General features: G+C 44.6%; 14 protein-coding genes. 7 read left to right on the top strand and 7 right to left on the bottom strand.

Annotated features, from left to right (window positions below):
• Nucleotides 1–91: 91 nt before the first annotated feature.
• Complete coding sequence (hisD, locus tag FJR08_RS04730; protein WP_168632343.1) at nucleotides 92–1387, bottom strand: histidinol dehydrogenase; 1296 nt, start codon at nucleotides 1385–1387, stop codon at nucleotides 92–94.
• Nucleotides 1388–2032: 645 nt separating this feature from the next.
• Here hisD and rpsT point away from each other — a divergent pair.
• The 5 genes from rpsT to FJR08_RS04705 all read left to right on the top strand — a co-directional run bounded on the left by rpsT (nucleotide 2033) and on the right by FJR08_RS04705 (nucleotide 13648).
• A complete protein-coding gene (gene rpsT / locus FJR08_RS04725; RefSeq protein ID WP_168632342.1) occupies nucleotides 2033–2320 on the top strand; it encodes a 30S ribosomal protein S20 in 288 nt (95 codons plus the stop codon).
• Between the two features lie 114 nt (nucleotides 2321–2434).
• Nucleotides 2435–3220 (top strand): TatD family hydrolase, encoded by a 786-nt coding sequence (locus FJR08_RS04720; RefSeq protein WP_148764606.1) that lies wholly within the window; start codon nucleotides 2435–2437, stop codon nucleotides 3218–3220.
• A 727-nt stretch (nucleotides 3221–3947) separates the two neighbouring features.
• A complete protein-coding gene (rpoB, locus tag FJR08_RS04715; RefSeq protein WP_015083023.1) occupies nucleotides 3948–7286 on the top strand; it encodes a DNA-directed RNA polymerase subunit beta in 3339 nt (1112 codons plus the stop codon).
• A gap of 130 nt (nucleotides 7287–7416) precedes the next feature.
• Nucleotides 7417–9309: a DNA-directed RNA polymerase subunit gamma gene (locus tag FJR08_RS04710; protein ID WP_015083024.1), complete on the top strand. Its 1893-nt coding sequence runs from the start codon at nucleotides 7417–7419 to the stop codon at nucleotides 9307–9309.
• 160 nt (nucleotides 9310–9469) lie between these two features.
• A complete protein-coding gene (locus FJR08_RS04705; RefSeq protein ID WP_168632341.1) occupies nucleotides 9470–13648 on the top strand; it encodes a DNA-directed RNA polymerase subunit beta'' in 4179 nt (1392 codons plus the stop codon).
• A 73-nt stretch (nucleotides 13649–13721) separates the two neighbouring features.
• Here the strand turns inward: FJR08_RS04705 and FJR08_RS04700 are convergent, their stop codons facing one another.
• Nucleotides 13722–14879: an FAD-binding oxidoreductase gene (locus FJR08_RS04700; RefSeq protein ID WP_168632340.1), complete on the bottom strand. Its 1158-nt coding sequence runs from the start codon at nucleotides 14877–14879 to the stop codon at nucleotides 13722–13724.
• Nucleotides 14880–15106: 227 nt separating this feature from the next.
• Nucleotides 15107–15559, bottom strand: a complete 453-nt coding sequence (psbQ, locus tag FJR08_RS04695) for a photosystem II protein PsbQ (RefSeq protein WP_015083028.1) — start codon at nucleotides 15557–15559, stop codon at nucleotides 15107–15109.
• A gap of 138 nt (nucleotides 15560–15697) precedes the next feature.
• On the opposite strand from psbQ, the gene FJR08_RS04690 reads away from it, so the two are divergent.
• Nucleotides 15698–16123 (top strand): hypothetical protein, encoded by a 426-nt coding sequence (locus FJR08_RS04690; protein ID WP_168632339.1) that lies wholly within the window; start codon nucleotides 15698–15700, stop codon nucleotides 16121–16123.
• 33 nt (nucleotides 16124–16156) lie between these two features.
• On the opposite strand, the gene FJR08_RS04685 is transcribed toward FJR08_RS04690, so the two are convergent.
• Both FJR08_RS04685 and FJR08_RS04680 read right to left on the bottom strand, forming a co-directional pair.
• On the bottom strand, nucleotides 16157–16540 hold the full coding sequence (locus FJR08_RS04685; protein ID WP_168632338.1) for a HigA family addiction module antitoxin: 384 nt from the start codon (nucleotides 16538–16540) through the stop codon (nucleotides 16157–16159).
• Entirely contained in the window at nucleotides 16530–16871 is a 342-nt protein-coding gene (locus tag FJR08_RS04680; protein ID WP_254435688.1) for a type II toxin-antitoxin system RelE/ParE family toxin, read from the bottom strand. Before FJR08_RS04680 ends, FJR08_RS04685 begins: the two co-directional genes overlap by 11 nt.
• A 273-nt stretch (nucleotides 16872–17144) precedes the next feature.
• Here FJR08_RS04680 and FJR08_RS04675 point away from each other — a divergent pair, with 273 nt between their 5' ends.
• Nucleotides 17145–17861: a pirin family protein gene (locus FJR08_RS04675; RefSeq protein ID WP_168632337.1), complete on the top strand. Its 717-nt coding sequence runs from the start codon at nucleotides 17145–17147 to the stop codon at nucleotides 17859–17861.
• Between the two features lie 109 nt (nucleotides 17862–17970).
• Here FJR08_RS04675 and ureC read toward each other — a convergent pair whose 3' ends face one another.
• Nucleotides 17971–19677: an urease subunit alpha gene (gene ureC / locus FJR08_RS04670; RefSeq protein WP_168632336.1), complete on the bottom strand. Its 1707-nt coding sequence runs from the start codon at nucleotides 19675–19677 to the stop codon at nucleotides 17971–17973.
• Between the two features lie 51 nt (nucleotides 19678–19728).
• A complete protein-coding gene (locus tag FJR08_RS04665) occupies nucleotides 19729–20034 on the bottom strand; it encodes an urease subunit beta (RefSeq protein WP_174782990.1) in 306 nt (101 codons plus the stop codon).
• Nucleotides 20035–20195: the final 161 nt, after the last annotated feature.

Here is a 20195-nt window from a genome sequence, read left to right as displayed (position 1 = left end):
TATTTGAAGGACTATCGGTACACTGGGGGCGTTGACGATAGCCTGCTTACGGGGGAGTAATTTTTAGGACCGTATTTTCAACCTAAGAGTGTCAATCCTCTACCCTGAGTTTAACGGAATCAGCATGAGAAGGTAAACCCTCCGTAGTTGCTAAGATGTCAATGGCAGATGCCACTTTTTCCAAAGCAGTTTGTGAGTATTGGATAATACTTGAGTGTTTTAAAAATGTTTCTACCCCTAAAGCTGAAGCATAACGGGCTGCACCGGAAGTAGGTAAGGTATGGTTAGGACCGGCTAAATAGTCTCCTACAGCTTCAGGTGTGGAACTACCCAAGAAAATTGCCCCAGCATGGCGAATTTGGTTCATTAAAGCCCAAGGATCAGCAACTTCTAATTCTAAGTGTTCTGGTGCAAACTCGTTGGCAAGTTCGGCGGCGGCTTCCAGGGATTCCACCACGACGATTAAACCATAATGGGCGATCGCTTTTTCCGTATCTATCCGGCGCGGGTGATCTACCAATTGTCTTTCCACCGCCATTTGTACTTTTTTTGCCAACCCAGCATCTGTTGTCAGCAAAATTGCGGCCGCCATAGGATCATGTTCTGCTTGAGCTAACAAGTCAGCCGCTACATAGGCAGGATTAGCTGTTTCATCAGCAATTACCAGCACTTCGCTAGGACCTGCTAAAGAATCAATTCCCACCGTTCCGTAAACCAACTTTTTCGCCAAGGTGACATAAATATTCCCTGGTCCTGTAATGACATTAACCTTGGGAATGGTTTCTGTGCCATAGGCTAAAGCCGCGATAGCTTGAGCGCCACCCACACGGTAAATTTCCTGAACTCCTGCTTCTTGGGCCGCTACCAAAACCGCAGGATTCACCATTTTACCGCCTCTAGCAGGTGTCACCATCACCACACGAGGGACACCAGCCACTTTGGCCGGAATGGCGTTCATTAACACTGTACTGGGGTAACAAGCCCGACCGCCTGGGATATATAAACCTGCTCGGTCTACGGGGGTATAGCGTTTGCCTAAAACTACTTGATCATCACCAAACTGTACCCAGCTTTTGGGAACTCGCTGACGGTGAAAAGCTTCTATTTTTTGGCAAGCGAGGCGAATCGCCTGGAGTAAATCCTTGGATACCTGTTGGTAAGCTGCATCCAGTTCTGAGCCTGTTACTTTGAGTTCTTCTGGTTTGAGGATTTGGTGATCAAATTCCGCTGTATAATGTAGTACAGCTTTGTCACCTTGGCGCTTCACCGCTTGCAACACTTCGCGGACTGTTGCTTCTTTATGAAGTACCTGTTCATCCTGGGTGCGATCGCAGATCCGTTGCAGTTCTGATCTAACGTCTGCCTGCTGAGTAATAATTCGCAGCATGGAGTAATGACAATGCCAAATTTTACAATATTTTGATTTTAAGAACCATTTGGGCTTTTTACTTGCTACTACAACATTGCGTCAGTAGAAAAACCATTCAAAATAGCTAAAAAGCCTAACATATAAGCTTTTTGACCTTTGATTTTTGACTTTTGACTTCCGCTCTGCGGTGTTAGGGTCTAAAGCTGGATATGATTCTCTTCTCTAGCTTAACCTGGATTTTTTCTGATACTACTTTATAAAACTCGGACAACCGTTCTATAAAACTTACCCAAAATTACCAAAGTCTAGACACATCTGGACAGCGATAACCTTAGTGTTTACTTCCTGCTTCATCACGGTCTTAGAATGGCTTCTAAGAGGTTTTTCCGCTCCACAGGCAATCTCGGTAGAACTTACCGTTTCTGACCGTAGTTCCTAAAAGGAACCCCAGAAATTTAATATTCCCTCTGTCTGAATTGAGGTAACTGGTCTGTTTTCCTTGTCAGTAAACCATTCTAATCTATTTTTTTAGCCGTAAGCATCAGCTTTTACGCCCAAATAAAATATTTTTTTTCAAAAATTATCACATCAGCAAAAATAATGCTATATTTATTAAACCTAGTAGTGTGTGTACATAATTAATAGTCTTTTTTTGGAATTACTGTGGCGAATACAAAATCTGCTCTTAAACGCGCTCAAATCGGAGAACGAAACCGACTGCGTAACAAAGCTTATAAATCAGCAGTTAAAACGCTGATGAAGAAATACTTTAGTTCTGTGGAAGCTTTTGCTGCCAACCCGACAACAGAACTCAAGCAGGAAGTGGAAACGAGAATGTCCGAAGCTTACAGCAAAATTGATAAAGCTGTGAAGACTGGTGTGCTTCATGCCAACAATGGAGCTAGAAAAAAGTCAAGTTTAGCTCGTAAACACAAAACCCTTACCGCTTAGTCAATAGTCAGTGGTTTGTTGACAACTCACCCTCTCCGGGGTTAGTCATTTGTTCATTGGGGAAACCTTCAAGACCGCGCTAACTCACCACTGACCATTGATTAATGATAAGCTATGCAACTTATAGATACCCACGTACACATTAACTTTGACACTTTCCAGCCAGATTTAGCAGCCGTTCGCACTCGGTGGCAAGAAGCAGGAGTAGTCCGATTAGTCCACTCCTGTGTTCACCCCCAGGAATTTGCGAGCATTAGGCGCATAGCCGAGCAGTTTCCTGAACTTAGCTTTGCTGTGGGGCTGCATCCTCTGGATGCTCATAAATGGGATGACCAAACAGCCGCCCAAATCAAGTCTTTAGCCAGTTCTCATTCTCAAGTGGTAGCCATTGGGGAAATGGGGTTGGATTTCTACAAAGCAGATAATTATGAGCTTCAGCATGAGGTATTTGCATCACAATTAGCGATCGCTTGTGAACTGAATTTACCAGTGATCATCCATTGTCGTGATGCTGCACCAGCAGTCAGGGATGTATTGCAAAAATGGCGGAATTGGCATGGGGAAAGGGTACGGGGTGTCATGCACTGCTGGGGAGGGACACCAGAAGAAACTCAATGGTTTCTAGATTTAGGTTTCTATATTAGCTTTAGCGGCACAGTGACATTCAAGAATGCTAAAACTATTCAAGAGTCTGCCGCAATGGTGAATAGCGATCGCTTACTGATAGAAACAGATTGTCCATTTCTGTCACCCGTTCCCAAACGTGGCGAAAAGCGGAATGAACCCGCCAATGTTCGCTATGTAGCGGAGCAATTAGCAAAACTACGAGAAGAAACAATAGAGGAAATTGCCCAGAAAACCACCCAAAATGCCTGTAGATTATTTGGTCTAGCGTTGTAGATCAGCATCAAGTCCCAAAGAATTAGCGCTGATTTCATCAAGAAGATACTTCTATTGAATGAAAATGTGCTAGAATTATTCCCTCTAAAACATTTAGGTTAAGCCATAATGGTAAAGGAAGGATAATAACTCCTAAAACTCAATTTGTGCTGTTATCAAAATGATATTAGCCAGTTTGGGAATTTGTGGTTTTAGCCAGCTTGATCAATCGCAACAACCCCAATCTAAAATCCAAAATTGTCTGCCCATCCACTTAAATCTCTACAAACGGATGCTCTCAATAGATAACAAACCGTGGCAACCTAGGTTGACTAAAAAAAACTTGAAACCTGAAAACAGCAATCCTTCAATATATCAAACAATAAAGAAAATCGTTAAAAATAATTGTCTAGTCCAGACAATCATATCCATATCAAATCCATAGTGCAGGCTCTGATGCCATATTGCGCTATCGAATTCGACTCTTGCGGAACTCCCAGTTTGGGGATCTTACAGCAAGGATAAAGTATCAGGCATAAGGTGTGAGGGGTGAAGTATGAAGAAGTGTGAAGTAAAAAAAATCTTATAGCCAACGCCACGCTATCAGCTAAATTGTCGGTGGAGCAGGCTGTTACCAAGTAAATAGACTTCAACACTCACCAATTCATATTTTATGCAAAAAAGCCTTCATGGCAGAACTCCACCAATACCTCTTTGAAAGTTTAACCAGGTTGATAAAGGTAAAGGCATGACTAACGACGATAAATACATGGAATCCGCCTTTCTATTACCCGACTTGATTGAAATTCAGCGTTCTAGTTTTCGCTGGTTTCTAGAAGAAGGGCTAATCGAAGAACTGAACTCCTTTAGTCCAATTACAGACTACACTGGCAAACTAGAACTGCACTTTTTAGGCAATAACTATAAACTTAAAGAACCTAAATACAGTGTTGAAGAATCCAAGCGGAGAGATAGCACTTATGCAGTGCAAATGTATGTCCCCACCCGGTTGCTAAACAAAGAAACAGGAGACATTAAAGAACAAGAAGTATTTATTGGCGATTTGCCATTGATGACAGATAGAGGCACATTTATTATCAACGGTGCTGAACGCGTCATTGTCAATCAAATTGTGCGATCGCCTGGAGTTTACTATAAATCAGAAATTGATAAAAACGGACGACGGACTTATTCTGCCAGCTTAATTCCCAACCGGGGGGCATGGCTGAAATTTGAAACAGATCGTAATGACTTAGTTTGGGTACGGATAGACAAAACCCGGAAACTGTCAGCCCAGGTACTGTTGAAAGCCCTGGGATTATCAGATAACGAGATATTTGATGCACTGCGCCATCCAGAATACTTCCAAAAAACCATCGAAAAAGAAGGGCAATTTTCCGAAGAAGAAGCCCTAATGGAATTATATCGGAAACTTCGTCCCGGTGAACCGCCTACAGTCCTAGGTGGACAACAGCTTTTAGACTCCCGCTTCTTTGATCCTAAACGCTATGACCTGGGTAAAGTTGGACGTTATAAACTCAACAAAAAACTTCGTCTTTCCGCCCCCGACACCATGCGCGTCCTCACCCCTGGGGACATCTTAGCCGCCATTGATTACCTCATAAATCTAGAATACGACATCGGTAGTATTGATGACATTGACCACCTCGGAAATCGCCGAGTCAGAAGCGTTGGTGAATTGCTGCAAAATCAAGTCAGAGTAGGGTTAAATCGCTTAGAAAGAATTATTCGAGAACGGATGACCGTATCCGATGCCGAATCTCTCACTCCCGCATCTCTAGTTAACCCCAAACCCTTAGTAGCAGCTATCAAAGAATTCTTTGGTTCGAGCCAACTCAGTCAATTCATGGATCAAACTAATCCCTTGGCAGAATTGACCCATAAACGCCGCCTCAGTGCCTTGGGGCCAGGTGGTTTGACCAGAGAAAGAGCCGGGTTTGCAGTTCGAGATATTCACCCCAGCCACTACGGACGGATTTGCCCCATTGAAACACCAGAAGGACCAAATGCCGGACTCATCGGTTCATTAGCCACCCATGCCCGCGTTAACCTCTATGGTTTTCTAGAAACACCCTTCCGACCAGTAGAAAATGGCAAAGTCCTCTTTGATGTGCTGCCTGTTTACATGACAGCAGACGAAGAAGACGACCTGCGGACAGCCACAGGTGACGTTCCCCTGGATGAAAATGGTTACATCAAAGGACCCCACGTGCCAGTGCGCTATCGCCAAGACTGGACAACCACAGGACCCGAACAGGTGGATTATGTGGCAGTTTCTCCAGTGCAGATTGTCTCAGTAGCCACCAGCATGATTCCCTTCTTGGAACATGACGACGCTAACCGAGCGCTCATGGGTTCTAATATGCAGCGCCAAGCTGTACCCCTACTCAGACCAGAACGCCCCTTGGTGGGAACCGGTTTGGAGGCCCAAGCCGCCAGAGACTCCGGCATGGTGATAGTTTCCCGCACCGATGGCGATGTGGTCTATGTTGATGCCACAGAAATTCGTGTCCGCGCCAGTGGTCAGTTGTCCGCAGCCAGTGGTAGCCAAGTTATTGAAAAAGGCCAAGAACTTAAATACAAACTTTCCAAATATCAACGTTCCAACCAAGACACCTGTTTAAACCAAAAACCATTGGTGAGAATTGGCGAAAAAGTCGTAGCCGGTCAGGTATTGGCAGATGGTTCCTCCACAGAAGGGGGAGAACTGGCACTAGGACAAAATATAGTTGTCGCCTATATGCCCTGGGAAGGCTACAACTACGAGGACGCAATTCTCATTTCCGAGCGCCTGGTACAGGAAGATGTCTATACTTCCATTCACATCGAAAAATACGAAATCGAAGCCAGACAAACCAAACTCGGACCCGAAGAAATCACCAGAGAAATTCCCAACGTTGGTGAAGATGCCCTTAGACAATTGGATGAACAAGGCATTATCCGCATTGGGGCGTGGGTAGATGCTGGGGATATTCTCGTGGGAAAAGTTACTCCCAAGGGTGAATCTGACCAACCCCCCGAAGAAAAACTCCTCCGCGCCATCTTTGGTGAAAAAGCCCGTGATGTCCGCGACAACTCCCTGCGAGTTCCCAATGGTGAAAAAGGTCGGGTAGTTGATGTCCGGTTGTTCACCCGTGAACAAGGTGATGAACTGCCACCGGGGGCAAATATGGTAGTCCGGGTTTATGTCGCTCAAAAGCGCAAAATCCAAGTGGGCGACAAAATGGCAGGGAGACATGGCAACAAGGGGATTATTTCCCGGATTCTGGCTGCTGAAGATATGCCCTACTTAGCTGACGGTTCACCCGTGGATATTGTTCTCAATCCCTTGGGTGTCCCCAGCCGGATGAATGTGGGTCAGGTGTTTGAATGTTTACTGGGTTGGGCAGGTCATAATTTGGGAGTCAGGTTCAAGATTACTCCCTTCGATGAAATGTATGGCGAAGAAACTTCCCGGCGGCTAGTTCACGGCAAACTCCAAGAAGCCAGAGACGAAACCACTAAAGACTGGATCTATAACCCCGACAATGCCGGTAAAATCATGGTCTATGATGGTCGCACTGGTGAACCCTTTGACCGGGCTATTACCGTCGGTGTGGCCTATATGCTCAAGCTCGTGCATTTGGTTGATGACAAAATTCACGCCCGTTCCACTGGACCCTATTCTCTGGTGACTCAGCAACCTTTGGGCGGTAAGGCTCAACAGGGTGGGCAAAGATTTGGAGAAATGGAAGTTTGGGCGTTGGAAGCTTTCGGCGCTGCTTATACTTTGCAAGAATTGTTAACTGTCAAATCCGATGATATGCAGGGACGGAATGAAGCCCTCAACGCCATTGTCAAGGGTAAGGCTATTCCCCGTCCTGGTACTCCTGAATCTTTCAAGGTCTTAATGCGCGAGTTGCAATCTTTGGGTTTGGATATTGCCGTGCATAAGGTGGAAACCCAAGCAGATGGTAGTTCCCTGGATGTGGAAGTAGACCTAATGGCAGACCAAGCTGCCCGGCGCACACCTCCTAGACCGACTTATGAGTCACTCTCTCGTGAGTCTCTGGAAGGGGAAGAGTAACAATTAAAAATTATCAATTAAAAATTAAAAATTTAAGAGGTTTTTCGCTCTTCATTTTTAATTTTTAATTCTCAATTTTTAATTGTTTTGTTCTCCTTTTTTAATTTTTAATTTTTCATTTTTAATTCTCATGAGATCCCCCCAAACTAATCAATTTGACTACGTAAAAATTGGCATAGCTTCACCAGAACGCATCCGTCAATGGGGTGAACGGACTTTACCCAATGGACAACTTGTAGGTGAAGTTACCAAGCCAGAAACTATTAATTACCGCACCCTCAAACCAGAAATGGATGGTTTGTTTTGCGAGCGCATCTTTGGACCAGCTAAGGATTGGGAATGCCATTGTGGTAAGTACAAACGGGTGCGCCATAGAGGGATTGTCTGCGAGCGCTGTGGTGTAGAAGTTACAGAGTCCCGCGTCCGTCGCCACAGGATGGGTTTTATTAAGTTGGCTGCCCCTGTGGCTCATGTTTGGTATCTCAAAGGGATTCCTAGCTATATTGCTATTCTCCTAGATATGCCGTTGCGGGATGTGGAGCAGATTGTTTATTTCAACTCCTACTGCGTTTTAGCACCGGGCAACGCTGATACTCTCAGTTACAAACAACTGTTGAGCGAAGACCAATGGTTAGAAATCGAAGATGCTATCTACAGCGAAGATTCCCAGTTAGAGGGTGTGGAAGTTGGCATTGGTGCTGAAGCTCTGCTGCGGCTGTTGGCAGATATTAATTTGGAGCAAGAAGCGGAAACCCTGCGGGATGAAATCGAAAAGGCCAAGGGTCAGAAACGGGCAAAATTAATTAAACGGCTGCGGGTAATTGATAATTTCATCGCTACCGGTTCTCAGCCAGAATGGATGGTAATGGAAATTATTCCCGTCATTCCCCCAGATTTGCGCCCCATGGTGCAGCTAGATGGAGGCAGATTTGCCACCAGCGATTTAAATGATTTGTACCGCCGGGTGATTAATCGCAACAACCGTTTGGCTAGACTTCAGGAAATTCTCGCGCCGGAGATTATTGTCCGCAACGAGAAACGGATGCTGCAAGAGGCTGTGGATGCCTTGATTGACAATGGTCGGCGGGGACGGACTGTGGTGGGGGCTAATAACCGGCCGCTGAAATCCTTGTCCGATATTATTGAGGGAAAACAAGGACGTTTCCGCCAAAACCTGCTGGGTAAACGGGTGGACTATTCGGGACGGTCGGTAATTGTGGTCGGTCCGAATCTGAAGATTCACCAGTGCGGTCTACCCAGAGAAATGGCCATTGAGTTGTTCCAGCCCTTTGTGATCAATCGTCTGATTCGTTCCGGCATGGTGAACAATATCAAGGCAGCGAAAAAGCTGATTTCTCGCAATGATGCCAGTGTTTGGGATGTGTTGCAGGAGGTGATTGAGGGACATCCAGTGATGCTAAACCGAGCGCCAACGTTGCACCGATTGGGGATTCAGGCCTTTGAACCGATTTTGGTAGAAGGGAGAGCCATTCAACTCCATCCTTTAGTCTGTCCCGCCTTTAATGCTGACTTTGACGGTGACCAAATGGCGGTTCATGTTCCCTTGTCCTTAGAGAGTCAAGCTGAAGCCCGGCTGTTGATGCTGGCTTCTAATAATATTTTGTCACCAGCAACGGGCAAACCGATTGTGACTCCTAGCCAAGATATGGTGTTGGGAGCATATTATTTGACAGCGGAAAACCCCAAGGCAACCAAGGGGGCGGGTAAGTATTTCTCCTCTTTGGATGATGTAATTATGGCCTATGAGGCGAAACAGGTAGAGCTTCATGCCTATATTTATGTGCGTTTTGATGGGGAAATTGATTCGGGTGAACCGGATACTGAACCTGTGGAGGTAATTGAGGACAAAGACGCTAAGGGCAGGCTGATGAGTCGGACTCTGATTTATAAGTTCCGACGGGTGCGGGAAGATGGGGAGGGGAATTTGATTTCTCAGTATATTTATACGACTCCAGGACGAGCAATTTATAACCAGGCAATTCAGGAAGCGATAGATGCTTAGGGAAATTAAAAATTGAGAATTAAAAATTAAAAATGAAAGAAATAACTTTGGAAATTGAAAATTGATAATTTTTAATTGAAAAACTTCTTTTGTTTTTAATTTCTTCTTCTCTTAATTTTTAATTATTAATTTGTAATTTTTAATTGGAACGAAGTGACTTATGACTAAAGCAGTTTTTCGGAATCTGGTAGTAAACAAAGCTAAGTTGAGAGACCTGATTTCTTGGTCTTTTACTCATTATGGAACAGCGCGGACGGCAGTAATGGCCGATAAACTCAAGGAATTGGGTTTTCGCTATGCTACCAGAGCCGGAGTATCTATTAGTGTGGATGATTTGATGATTCCTCCGGCTAAGAAAGAGATGCTGGAAGCAGCAGAGATGGAAATTTTAGTAACGGAGGAACGCTATCAACGGGGGGAAATTACCGAAGTTGAACGTTTTCAGAAGGTAATTGATACTTGGAACAGTACCTCAGAAGCACTCAAGGATGAGGTGGTGGTGCATTTCCAGAAAACAGATCCCCTCAACTCCGTGTATATGATGGCCTTTTCCGGGGCGCGGGGGAATATTTCCCAGGTGCGGCAGTTGGTGGGGATGCGGGGACTGATGGCAGATCCCCAGGGGGAAATTATTGATTTACCAATTAAAACCAACTTCCGAGAAGGTTTGACAGTTACAGAATATATTATTTCTAGTTATGGAGCGCGGAAGGGGCTGGTGGATACGGCGCTGCGGACTGCTGACTCTGGGTACTTGACCCGGCGGTTGGTGGATGTGTCCCAGGACGTGATTGTGCGAGAGTTTGACTGTGGCACAAATAAGGGCTTAACCATTGGGGCAATGGTCGAAGGGAATAAAATCTTAATTAAACTAGCGACGCGGTTGATGGGTCGGGTTGTGGGTGAGGACGTGGTGCATCCCGTCACAGGCGAAATCATTGCCCTGCGGAATACGCCCATTGATGATGATTTAGCGATCGCTATCCAAAAATCCGGAGTCCAAAAGGTGACTGTCCGCAGTCCCTTGACCTGTGAAGCTGCCCGGTCAGTGTGTCAGCATTGCTACGGTTGGAGTTTAGCCCATGCCAAGATGGTAGATTTGGGTGAAGCTGTGGGGATTATTGCCGCCCAAAGTATTGGCGAACCAGGGACGCAGTTGACCATGCGGACATTCCACACTGGAGGCGTATTCACGGGGGAAGTTGCCCAACAGGTGCGGTCTAAGGTGGCAGGAACAGTGAAGATTCCTCGCAAATTGCAAACCCGTCCCTACCGCACTCGTCATGGTGAAGATGCCCTGTATGTGGAAGCCAACGGGACCTTGACGATTGAGGGCGATAAGAAGTCGGGAACGGGGGAAAGCCAGGAAATTGCTGTTACCCAGGGTTCAACTCTATATATTCACAATGGTCAGCAGGTATTGGCAGAGCATTTGGTGGCTGAAGTGGCGCTGGGAGGTAGAACCACCAGAACCAATACAGAAAAAGCCGTGAAAGACGTAGCTTCTGACTTGGCTGGTGAGGTGAAATTTGCGGATCTGGTGGCAGAACCAAAGACTGACCGCCAGGGGAATACCACTACTACTGCTTCTAGAGGCGGTTTGATTTGGATTCTATCGGGGGACGTATATAACTTGCTGCCGGGGGCGGAGTTGATTGTCAAGAATGGGGATGCGATCGCAACTAATGGAGTATTGGCGCAAACTAAGCTGACAACGGTACATGGAGGCGTAGTGCGATTACCAGAAGCCATTCCCGGGAAAGGGACGCGGGAAATCGAGATTATTACCGCTTCTGTGGTATTGGATCAGGCAGCGATTACCGTGCAGAGTTCCCAAGGGCGAAATAGCTACTTGATTACAACCACGAATAATCAGGTATTTAATTTGCGGGCGACTCCAGGGACTAAGGTGCAGAATGGTCAGGTAGTGGCAGAATTGATTGATGACCAGTACCGGACGACCACCGGGGGCTTATTGAAATTTGCCCAAGTGGAAGTACAGAAGAAAGGGAAAGCCAAATTAGGCTATGAGGTGGTGCAGGGGGGAACGCTGCTGTGGATACCGGAAGAAACCCATGAAGTGAACAAGGATATTTCCTTGCTGCTGGTGGAGGATGGCCAGTATGTGGAAGCGGGAACAGAAGTAGTCAAAGACATTTTCTGTCAAACCGGTGGGGTGGTAGAAGTTACCCAAAAGAATGACATTTTGCGAGAAGTGGTGGTGAAACCGGGTGAGTTGTTGATGGTAGATGATCCGGAAACTGCGATCGCCCATGACAATACATTTTTGCAGCCCGGTGAAGAATTGCAAGGAATGGTGGCGACAGAGTTGCGGTATATCCAGTACGTAGAGACCCCAGAAGGTCCAGCATTGCTGAGTCGTCCGGTGGTAGAATTTGCTGTGCCAACCCACCCTGATGTCCCAGCGACAACGACGGTGAGTCAGGATACAGGGCGTTCGATTCAGTTACGAGCGGTGCAAAGGATTCCTTATAAGGATTCAGAGCGGGTGAAGTCAGTGGAGGGTGTGGAACTGCTGCGGACACAGATAGTATTGGAGATTGAGCAGGAGACGGAGGGAGAACACGGGGCTTCGCCTTTGGCTGCGGACATTGAATTGATTACTGATGCTGAAAATGAGGAAATTCAGCGGTTACAGTTGGTAATTTTGGAGTCTTTGGTAGTGCGGCGCGACATTACAGCGGATGCGACCCAAGGCAGTACAGAGACTAATTTGGAAGTTGCGGACGGTGACACCATTGAACCTGGGGCTGTGGTAGCACGGACGAAGATTTTGTGTAAGGAAGGGGGAATTGTTCGCGGTGTGCAGCAGGGGGCGGAAACGGTGCGCCGTTGTTTGGTGCTGCGTCCGAATGATTTGGTAACTATAGGTACGAATGTGCTGCCCAATCTCAAAAAAGGAGATTTGGTGGTAGAAGGCAGCGAAATTGCACCGGGGGTATTTGCGGCTGAATCTGGGCAAGTGGTGGAAGTCGTCAGTGGTCAGTCGTCAGTGGTGAGTCAGCGCGGTCTTGGGGGTTTCCCCCATGAGCGACTGACGAACCCCGAAGGGGTCAGTGACAAAACAACGGACAACGGACAACACTTCGACAAGCTCAGTGCATCGCTGACAAAGGACAATTCAGCCCACTCTATTACTCTCCGCGTTGGTCGTCCTTACCGAGTCAGTCCGGGAGCGGTGCTACAGGTCGAAGATGGGGATTTGGTGCAACGGGGTGACAACTTAGTGTTGTTGGTGTTTGAACGAGCCAAGACTGGGGACATTATCCAAGGTTTGCCCCGGATTGAGGAACTGCTAGAAGCCCGCAAACCCAAGGAAGGCTGTATTTTGGCGCGTCGTCCGGGGGAAGTGAAGATTGTCTATGGGGATGGGGATGAGGTGACATCTGTTACTCGTGAGGCCTATTCTATTAAGATTGTGGAAGCTAATGGGACAGTGACCGACTATCCCCTCGGACCTGGGCAGAATTTGATTGTTCCTGACGGGGCGCAGATTGTGGCTGGACAACCAATGACTGATGGCCCTTCTAATCCCCATGAAATTTTGGAGATATTCTTCAGCTTGGGGTCAGAGGATGGGGTCTATGCTTGTGCGAGTCATGCGTTGCAGAAGGTGCAGACCTTTTTGGTGAATGAGGTGCAGATGGTGTATCAGTCTCAAGGGATTGAGATTTCTGACAAACACATTGAGGTGATTGTCCGCCAAATGACCAATAAGGTGCGGATTGATGACGGTGGGGACACAACTATGCTACCGGGTGAGTTGGTGGAATTACGGCAGGTGGAGCAGGTGAATGAGGCGATGTCCATTACTGGTGGGGCTAGAGCGGAATATACTCCCATGCTGCTAGGGATTACCAAGGCATCGTTGAATACTGACAGTTTCATCTCTGCGGCTTCGTTCCAGGAAACCACGCGGGTATTAACGGAAGCTGCCATTGAGGGTAAATCCGACTGGCTGCGCGGACTCAAGGAAAACGTGATCATTGGGCGCTTGATTCCCGCTGGGACTGGGTACAACACCTATGAGGAAGCGGGGGTGATTGATGATTACGTGATAGAGCCGGGTAGTGGGGTGCTGGATGAGGTTGATGACCCATTGGACATGGTGTTAGATGACCGGACAGCAAAACTCTATAATTTGGATGCACCGGGAATGGGAGATGGTGCTTTTGGTAGCAAGATAGGAGAAAGGCTGATTTTAGATGATGATGATGATTTAATTGCTGATGAAATTAGCGATATCGTTGTTGAAGATGATGAAGATTTTGAGGAAGATGATGATGAGGAAGATGATGATGACTTTGATGATGAATAAAATCTAGTTATCAGGTAAGATACTGATGAATTGGCAGATCCCCGACTTCTTTAAGAAGTCGGGGATCTTATTCTTATTGGGGTACGATCATTTGCCGAATCGCTGTGGCTGTGGCTGGTGCGAGTAAAACACCATTGCGATAGTGTCCCGTAGCCAGAAGAACGTTCGTAAAACCCGGTAACTTATCAATTACTGGCGCTGGTCTGCCTTCGGGACGAGGGCGCAATCCTGACCAAGTGCGGAGAACCTTAGCTGCGGCTAAATCTGGGATAAATGCGATCGCTTGTTGTCTGACAGCATCCAATAATTCTTGACTTGGAGATATTTGATCTTCATCATCAGGAAATTCTACCGTTGCTCCTATCCAATAATCACCATTTCCCATTGGTACAATATGCACATCATTACCAGTAATCACCGGTTGAAAATCAGGATTTCCTAAAGTCCGTCCTAAACTTAAATATAAAGCTTGTCCCAGCACCGGACGGATATTCACCATTTGATCTAATTGTGCAGTTAAGGCCGTTGAACCTAAACCCGCAGACATGATAAACCAATCAGCGGTAACTTCGCCCTCTGTAGTTTCAATAAAATTACATTTATGTGGTTCTCCTAATCCTTTTTTGATGTGTAAAGGAGTTGGGGGTGGTGGAGGTGGGGTTTCTGTTCCCGTCACAGATACACCAAATTTGAACTTTACCCCATTGCGTTGGGCTGCATCTACTAAGGCTAAAGTTAAAGCTGTAGCATTTAGTTGTAAGTCTTGGGGAGAATAGACAGCACCAATAATTTGCGGATCACTAACTTGGGGACAATATTTTTGCAGTTGTTCTTGATCCCAAACTTGCAATTCCCAACCTTGAGATTGGCGAATTTCTCGCAGTTGTTCCCATTCTGAAAGCACCTCAACCCCACTTTCTAAGGGGTGTTCTAAATTTTCTGACAACAGCATCACGATTCCTTGACGGTTACAAGGGATTTTTCGCCCTGTAATCCCTTCTAATTCAGGAATCAAAGTTTCATAGCGTTGGATGCTATTTTGTCGCATTCGCCAAGCAATACCCTTGGTTTTACTACTGATTATGCCCATTAAAACACCGAGGGCAGCGCTGGTAGAACCTTGTGCAGGTTGTTTTTGCTCGAAAACGGTGATGTTTAAACCTTTAACTTGGCTGAGTTCATAGGCGATCGCCGCCCCAACCACACCACAGCCGATAATTACTATATTCATGGTTTTTGCTAGGAGTCAGGGGTGAAGAATCAAAAGTCTTCCTTTCCACCCTATCACTCCATCACCCTAGTATTTTGTAATTCAAGACTCGAATTGAAGCAAGGGACAGGGAGCAGGGAGCAGGGAGCAGGGGGAATATTGCCTCTTGCCTCTTGCCTCTTGCCTCTTGCCTCTTGCCTCTTGCCTCTTGCCTCTTGCCTCTTGCCTCTTGCCTCTTGCCTTTTCCTTTAGCTACTCTTTTCAGGAACTAGTTCTAAGAATTTGTCAATATCTGCAAAAGCTTCTTTGTATTTACTCGCAGCTAGGCTAGTATTGCTCGCAGTAGCAGCTTGATCAATTCTTACTAAGTCATTCAACAAATCTTTGCTGATTTGTCGAGCTTTGGCTTGGTTTTGTTTGGCTAGATTAGGAATGATATAAGTCATATTTAACCTAGCTTCTGTCATTGGTCCGTGGATAAAATTACCCACTTTCACCCATTCACCCTTAGAAATGAGGTTTTTCAGTTCTGAAGAGCGATCGCGCACCATCTGAATTCCGGGAACATATTCCTGAATTTTGGCAACTTCCGCTGCTGTATAAGATGGTGGTACAGTAGCAACAGTAGGACTACCACAACTAATCAAAAATGTGGCCAATAATCCAAAAATCAGTGAAAAAATAGAACGTTGACGCACCATAGATGAAAATTAATTTTTTATTTGTTTACAGATTAACAGTGTTATTTTAGATCGCTATGTAATGAACCGTTACAATTAACTTAGGTTTTTCTGTCTTGATCTTCCCCACAGACCAAGCGAATAGAGGAGTATTATTGAGTGAACGCAGCCGAACAAGCCACAAACCTAGAATTTGCCAGCAAAATTGCTACAGTAGTAAATTTATTTAAATATGAATTTCCTGATGTCAAATCCGATCTTAAACCCTGGCACAATGACCCAGAAACCAGAGAATTAGTAGATCCAGATTCCATAGACATTGGTTTTCACTTTCCTGGTATTAGCAAATCTTGGCGTTGTCGGAGTATTTTAATTCAAATCCGATTTTATCAAGATCCTATCAATAATCACCGTCGCGCCATTGGTGTCGAAGCCGCTGGATTTGACCACAGTGGTGAAGTTTGGCGACTTTCTACCGTTGAAACTTGGAGTTTTGTTGGTGATTCCACACCCTCGGCTGTTGTTGGGGAAAAGCTTAAACAGGTTTGTCGGCAAATTTTAGAGGTGTTTAACAGAGTCGCCTAATTTCAGGGGTAGAAACAGCTAAAGGACGTGTTTTCAACCCAAATTTTCGATAACCATAGTCCGTTTTAACGGACTACAAATTTCCATGATGGCTTTGACAGGAATTTCTTTAAGCTGGGGTAATTGTTTTTTTAAAAGCTTTTTTTCTTCCTGTTGCCCTAAAAATTCCCGGTAACGCCGTTCGTGATTATTCCAAAAACTAGCTGAAATATTGAATAATAGTTCTAGCTGTAATGCTATTTCAGGGGTAATGGCTGCTTGACCACTAATAATTTCGTTAATTGTTTTTTTTGGTGTTCCAGTTCGTTCCGCTAGTTGTGCTTGGGTCATACCGCTATCTTCCAGCACTTCCAGCAGGGTATCTCCAGGGGGAGAAACGTAATCTGGATTGTACTCATTCTGAATCCTAATTTCCATGTGTATCCTCCACACTGAGTATTCTAACGGCAGTTACTTTAGACCAGTCAAGACCACCATCGGGTTTGGTAGGAATTGGCTCATTTGCAGGCTCAAATATCAATCGGTATGGATGATCTAAATATACTGATAGTTGACCTGCTCGGTTGTGAAGCAACTCGTGACAAGAACCAGGAATATTTCGCATATCCTCAAGAAACTCAACACTACGCAAACTATCCAGCCGTTTGCGGATGCGTTTCGCTCTTTCTGCACCGTGATTTTTAATGAGAAGTCGTTGGTTATTGCATTCCTTTTTCAATTGATCATTCCTAAACACAATATCCATCATATCTGAATTTTATAATTATCATAAAAATAATGAACCTATATAAATTTTGAATAAATTATTTGGTTCTCGTCAATCAGTATATTCATGTTTATGCTACTTTATGTTGTATTTCGTAATAAAACTTTACGTAACCGCTCAATAATCCGGGGTAAATCCTTCCATGACAAGCCTCAAATGGCGTAAAATCCTTCCCGAACAGGTAGTCCGCCCCCATTTATTGAGCGGATACATAAAACTTTTGCAATCCTCCAGTGTCAATAGCAAGGTGTAATCATGGCTCAAAATACAATTAATTATGTGATTCACGATAGAAATACCCGTGGACATAATCATATTGATTGGCTGAATAGTTATCATACATTTTCCTTTAGCGGTTTTTATGATCCCAACCGGATGGGATTCCGTTCTTTGCGAGTGATTAATGATGATCGCATTGCTGCTGGTGCAGGATTTCCCACTCATGGACATAAAGATATGGAAATTCTCACTTATGTTTTATCAGGTGCGGTTGAACATAAAGATAGTTTAGGCACAGGTTCGGTAATTATTCCCGGTGAAGCCCAGGTTATGAGTGCAGGAACTGGAATTATGCACAGCGAATTTAATCCTTCCCAAACTGAAGAATTACACTTGCTGCAAATTTGGATTTTACCAAATCAGCAAGGACTAAAACCTAGATATGAACAAAAAGCTTTTCCTATAGAAGAAAATCAGGGAAAACTACGTTTAATTGCGGCTGAAGATGGACGAGAGGGGGCTGTAACTATTCACCAAGATGTCTCTTTATATGCGGGAATTTTAGCACAAGGTGATGTGGTAAATTATCATGTCCAAAACCATCGTTATGCTTGGTTGCAAATAGCTAAAGGTGAAGTAATTTTCAATAATCACGAATTGAAAGCTGGAGATGGAGTAGAAATTACAGGAGAAGAGAAATTAACAATTAGCAGTAATTCAAATGCAGAAATATTACTGTTTGATTTAGGTTAAGTATTCAGTTATAGCAATCGTTCATATCCAGATCCCCGACTTCTTTTATTTATTGTGTCCACAAATTATAAATTGATGTCAGAAGTCGGGGATCTTATCTTCATCTATTCTAAAAGAGAAAGTATCTTTGTGCCATTGGTAAAACGGTTGCTGGTTCACAAGTTAATAATTCACCATCTGCGCGAACTTCGTAGGTTTCTGGATCTACTTCAATATGAGGTAAAGCATCATTTAATTTCATATCTCGCTTAGTAATTTGACGAGTTCCTGAAACTGCGATCGCTAATTTTCTTAATTCTAATTGTTGAGGAATTTCTCTGGACAAAGCAGCTTGAGACACAAAAGTTAATGATGTTGCATTTCTAGCACCAGCAAAACTGCCAAACATCGGGCGCATATATACAGGCTGGGGTGTGGGAATACTAGCATTAGCATCACCCATCTGTGACCAAGCAATCATGCCGCCTTTAATGACAATTTCCGGTTTGACACCAAAAAAAGCAGGTTTCCACAAACACAAATCGGCTAATTTTCCCGCTTCTACTGATCCCACATATTCAGAAATACCATGAGTGATTGCCGGATTAATTGTATATTTAGCAACATAACGTTTAGCTCGTAAATTATCGGCATGACTATCACCAGCAAGGCTTCCCCGTTGCACCTTCATTTTATGTGCTGTCTGCCAAGTTCTAATTATTACTTCACCGACACGCCCCATTGCTTGGGAGTCAGAAGCAATCATACTAAACGCGCCTAAATCGTGCAGAATATCTTCCGCAGCAATAGTTTCTCGACGGATACGGGATTCAGCAAAAGATACATCTTCAGGAATAGCTGCCTCTAAATGATGACATACCATCAACATATCCAAATGTTCATCTAGAGTGTTGACGGTGTAAGGACGGGTAGGATTAGTGGAAGATGGTAAAACGTTACTTTGTCCGCAAACTTTAATAATGTCTGGTGCATGACCACCTCCAGCCCCTTCTGTGTGATAAGTGTGAATAGCACGATGTTTAAAAGCGGCAATTGTATCTTCCACAAAGCCGGCTTCGTTTAAAGTATCAGTGTGAATTGCTACTTGCACATCATATTCATCAGCAACGGTCAAACAAGTATCAATTGTGGCTGGATTTGTTCCCCAATCTTCATGGAGTTTTAACCCCATTGCCCCGGCTTCGATTTGTTCTATCAGTCCTTGGGGTTGACTGGTGTTACCTTTGCCCAAAAATCCTAAATTGACAGGGAATGCGTCAGCAGCTTGCAACATTCGGTACATATTCCAGGGACCAGGGGTACAAGTTGTGGCATTTGTTCCCGTAGCTGGGCCTGTCCCACCACCAATCATGGTGGTAATACCGGAAGCAATAGCGACTTCAATTTGTTGGGGACAGATAAAATGGATGTGGGTATCTATTCCCCCCGCAGTGAGAATCATTCCTTCGCCGGCTAAAGCTTCTGTTCCCGGTCCAATAATAATATCTATATTGTCTTGAATATAGGGATTTCCGGCTTTACCAATTTTATAAATTTTGCCGTCTTTAATGCCAATATCTGCTTTGACAATTCCCCACCAATCGAGAATTAAAGCATTAGTAATAACTAAATCTACTGCACCATCATGATTAGAAATTGGGGATTGTCCCATCCCATCTCTAATGACTTTTCCCCCACCAAATTTCACTTCATCACCGTAGGTTGTAAAGTCTCTTTCTACTTCTATAAATAGTTCTGTATCGGCTAATCTAATTCTGTCTCCTACTGTTGGTCCGAAGGTATCGGCGTAGGCTTGGCGGTTCATTTTGTAGGGCATATTTTTATCCTTTTTTTATCACGCTTTAGAGGCAGAGAGACAGAGAGAATTTTAGAGGTTTCCGTCAATTTTGTTGTTGAAGCCGTAGATTTGGCGTGTCCCAACGAGAGGAACTAGAGTAACTTCTTTTTCATCTCCTGGTTCAAATCTGACGGCTGTGCCGGCGGGAATATCTAATCTCATTCCTCGTGTTTTTTCTCTGTCGAAGTTTAAAGCGGTATTGACTTCGTAAAAGTGAAAGTGTGATCCTATTTGAATTGGTCTGTCTCCTGTATTTGCGACTATTATTTTAGTAGTTGGACGACCTGCATTTAATTCTATTTCACCATTGGGTGTGATGATTTCGCCTGGTATCATAATTGAGTTTTCCTGATTTAAAGGTTTTCTAAGAATTCCACAAATGGTCTCAAAGCTTGAGGACATTCAACTTTCATGGAAGCCTCTCTAAAATTTCTAGTGGTTGTAATGGTGCTTGAAAATTTCCAAAAGGACGATATCCTTGAATATTAACTGATGTT

It is taken from the genome of Dolichospermum sp. UHCC 0260 (assembly GCF_009711985.1).
GTDB lineage: Bacteria > Cyanobacteriota > Cyanobacteriia > Cyanobacteriales > Nostocaceae > Dolichospermum > Dolichospermum lemmermannii.
Note: the sequence above shows the minus strand (reverse complement) of the source record. Positions and strands in the feature narration are given on the sequence as shown.

Coding starts and splice junctions, on each gene's coding strand:
- FJR08_RS04710 (WP_015083024.1), top strand. CDS start 7,417: ATGAGATCCCCCCAAACTAATCAATTTGACTACGTAAAAATTGGCATA.
- FJR08_RS04705 (WP_168632341.1), top strand. CDS start 9,470: ATGACTAAAGCAGTTTTTCGGAATCTGGTAGTAAACAAAGCTAAGTTG.
- rpoB (WP_015083023.1), top strand. CDS start 3,948: ATGACTAACGACGATAAATACATGGAATCCGCCTTTCTATTACCCGAC.
- FJR08_RS04675 (WP_168632337.1), top strand. CDS start 17,145: ATGGCTCAAAATACAATTAATTATGTGATTCACGATAGAAATACCCGT.
- psbQ (WP_015083028.1), bottom strand. CDS start 15,559: ATGGTGCGTCAACGTTCTATTTTTTCACTGATTTTTGGATTATTGGCC.
- FJR08_RS04685 (WP_168632338.1), bottom strand. CDS start 16,540: ATGGAAATTAGGATTCAGAATGAGTACAATCCAGATTACGTTTCTCCC.
- ureC (WP_168632336.1), bottom strand. CDS start 19,677: ATGCCCTACAAAATGAACCGCCAAGCCTACGCCGATACCTTCGGACCA.
- FJR08_RS04680 (WP_254435688.1), bottom strand. CDS start 16,871: ATGATGGATATTGTGTTTAGGAATGATCAATTGAAAAAGGAATGCAAT.
- FJR08_RS04720 (WP_148764606.1), top strand. CDS start 2,435: ATGCAACTTATAGATACCCACGTACACATTAACTTTGACACTTTCCAG.
- FJR08_RS04665 (WP_174782990.1), bottom strand. CDS start 20,034: ATGATACCAGGCGAAATCATCACACCCAATGGTGAAATAGAATTAAAT.
- hisD (WP_168632343.1), bottom strand. CDS start 1,387: ATGCTGCGAATTATTACTCAGCAGGCAGACGTTAGATCAGAACTGCAA.
- FJR08_RS04700 (WP_168632340.1), bottom strand. CDS start 14,879: ATGAATATAGTAATTATCGGCTGTGGTGTGGTTGGGGCGGCGATCGCC.